This window comes from Luteimonas marina (assembly GCF_007859325.1).
Classification (GTDB): domain Bacteria; phylum Pseudomonadota; class Gammaproteobacteria; order Xanthomonadales; family Xanthomonadaceae; genus Luteimonas; species Luteimonas marina.
Map to the genome: position 1 here is coordinate 1 of NZ_VOHK01000016.1, position 2395 is coordinate 2395.

The 2395-nt window shown below is 55.9% G+C and carries 2 protein-coding genes; both read right to left on the reverse strand.

The features are described 5' to 3' along the window. Nucleotides 1-340 precede the first annotated feature (340 nt). Complete coding sequence (locus FQY83_RS17480; protein ID WP_146389516.1) at nt 341-964, reverse strand: BRCT domain-containing protein; 624 nt, start codon at nt 962-964, stop codon at nt 341-343. 75 nt (nt 965-1039) lie between these two features. After that, nucleotides 1040-1537, reverse strand: a complete 498-nt coding sequence (locus tag FQY83_RS17670) for a hypothetical protein (protein WP_158636554.1) — start codon at nt 1535-1537, stop codon at nt 1040-1042. Between the last annotated feature and the right edge of the window lie 858 nt (nt 1538-2395).

The following is a 2395-nucleotide window of genomic DNA, read 5'->3' on the forward strand; positions in this document are numbered from 1 at the left end:
GGCAAGGCTGACGCTTGAGATGTCACCGAAGGCGCCGCCGCCTGGGCGCGCCGGCCCGGAACCTTTCCCAGACTTGCCGAAGCCAACCGCAGACTATCCGGTTGCGACGCCCGATCTCGACCGTCCGAAGCCGAACTCCGCAAATCTGTCCCGGCGTGTTTCACAGACCTGTCCGAAGCGAATGTGGCCGAAGACTCGAGAACGTTCCGCCGTAGCAGAACAAGAAGCTGGCAGCACCGCGACCGACCCGGTGGCGATCAGCCCAACACTACTAATGCTTTTAGACGCCTAACGCCTGAATTAAGCCGCGCCGCGAAGCGGCGTCGGCTTGAATGAATTGTTAGCCGTCACGCGGCAGACAGCTAGCCCAATGGTCTTCGTGAACAATCGCGATGAGCGAACCATCTCGCTTCAGTTCCATAGCTCGCTCGATCTTTGTTCCAAAGCTTCCGTGCTTCCACTCGTCACTTCCAAGGCCACCTACTAGAAGGAACTGTACCTTCTTTGAAACTGCTGACTTAACCGTGCCGCCATGACGAACAATAGTTTTCTCGCAAACGCTACGCGGAGCAAACACGAAGTCACCGGTCAAACAAAAATTTGATCCCGGGAAAGGTATGGCTGGAGTTTCATAGGGTAGAAGCTGTGTTACGTGATTTGTCTCGGCGAGCTCCTCAATGGTGCCGCCGATAAGCTTCTGCAGAGTACTAACCAGGTGAGTTCGCTCTTCCTCAGTCACGATTCCATCAGCAAGTACTGCTTTGATGTGGGCATGGACTACGTCACCAGGCCAAGCCGTTGCAATGGCAGAGTTGTTGTCCAGCCAGTCGTGCAGAAAGCTCACCTCCAGGTCAGTCAGCTGCTTGTCTGCAAGTATTCCGGTAGCAATGCCAAGAAGAGCGCCAAGTCCGCGGTTCATCTGGTTGATGTACTCGGCGCCTTGACGAGACCAAATATTCGACATGCGACAAGCCTCCCTTGTGACGGCTAACGCCTGAATTAAGCCGCGCCGCGAAGCGGCGTCGGCTTGAATGAATTGTTAGGCCTCACGGCCCCTGGAGAAGAACATCTTTGCGGAACTTACACGGAAGAAGAGCCAGTAATGAGCCATAAGAACGAGCGCGAACACAAGCCACCAGTAACCAATGTCGGAAACGGGTTGCCAAAAGACACCATGAAATGCGCGCAATGGAAGAGGCGCGTTTGACTGGAACCTGTACTGAAGAAAGATGCCATGAGCACTTTGAATATAGCCTGCGCTGAAAAATGTGAGCAATGAAACCCATAGCAACATCCGTGCTGTGCGGTTGCCTGTGGCAGACACAATAGATGTGATCAAAACTGAAGCAAATATAAGAACAAACACGATTTGCCAGAAGAAGTCCCACTGGTGGAAGACGCCATGATGAGGCCAACTTGTGTTGATCTCTCCAACATGTGGAACAATCCTTATGAGCTCACGTGAAGCAAGTGCTACGTAAGCGATGCAAAGTATCAGCACGCCGATGGGCGGAAACTTTGCCCATCTCTTTGTCATTGACGCTTGCGATGACATTCTTGTGAGGCCTAACGCCTAAGCTAAGCCGCGCCGCAGCGGGGCGTGAAGCACATGGCAAGCTTTACCTGCCATTTGGTTTGCGCCCCGATGCGGTGTCGGCTTGAGCACATTGTTAGACCCCACCTGATCACCGCCCGAGGCTCTCTTGAGTATCCTGCGAGACTTGGAGGACTGGGGCAACTACTCGCCCCTGTTCTCCCACCGCAACGGTCTCAGGCAGAGCGTACTTGGTACTTGTGTAGGCGCTTACGGACACTTGACCCAACCTGGCACCGCAGTCATCGCCCCACTCCGATGTACCAGACCAGGTGTCGAAGTGGATAGGGATCGAGTAGCGGCCTTCCGAGTTGGTGACAGCAATAGCGGGCCCTTGGGGCGCGCCCCACTTAACCCAGGCCACACCCACCATCGCTCCCGATACAGGCGCCCCGTGGGCATCTACGACGGATCCGCTCAGTAGGTATGACTGTACGGCGCATTTGGCGGCTGCCGAAGGTGACGCGGCAACTAGCAATAGGGCGATAAGAGTGCGCATAGGGCCTAACGCCTGAATTAAGCCGCGCCGCGAAGCGGCGTCGGCTTGAATGAATTGTTAGGCGTCAACGCTACGACGGAAATGAGAGCACGGCAAGGCTGACGCTTGAGATGTCACCGAAGGCGCCGCCGCCTGGGCGCGCCGGCCCGGAACCTTTCCCAGACTTGCCGAAGCCAACCGCAGACTATCCGGTTGCGACGCCCGATCTCGACCGTCCGAAGCCGAACTCCGCAAATCTGTCCCGGCGTGTTTCACAGACCTGTCCGAAGCGAATGTGGCCGAAGACTCGAGAACGTTCCGCC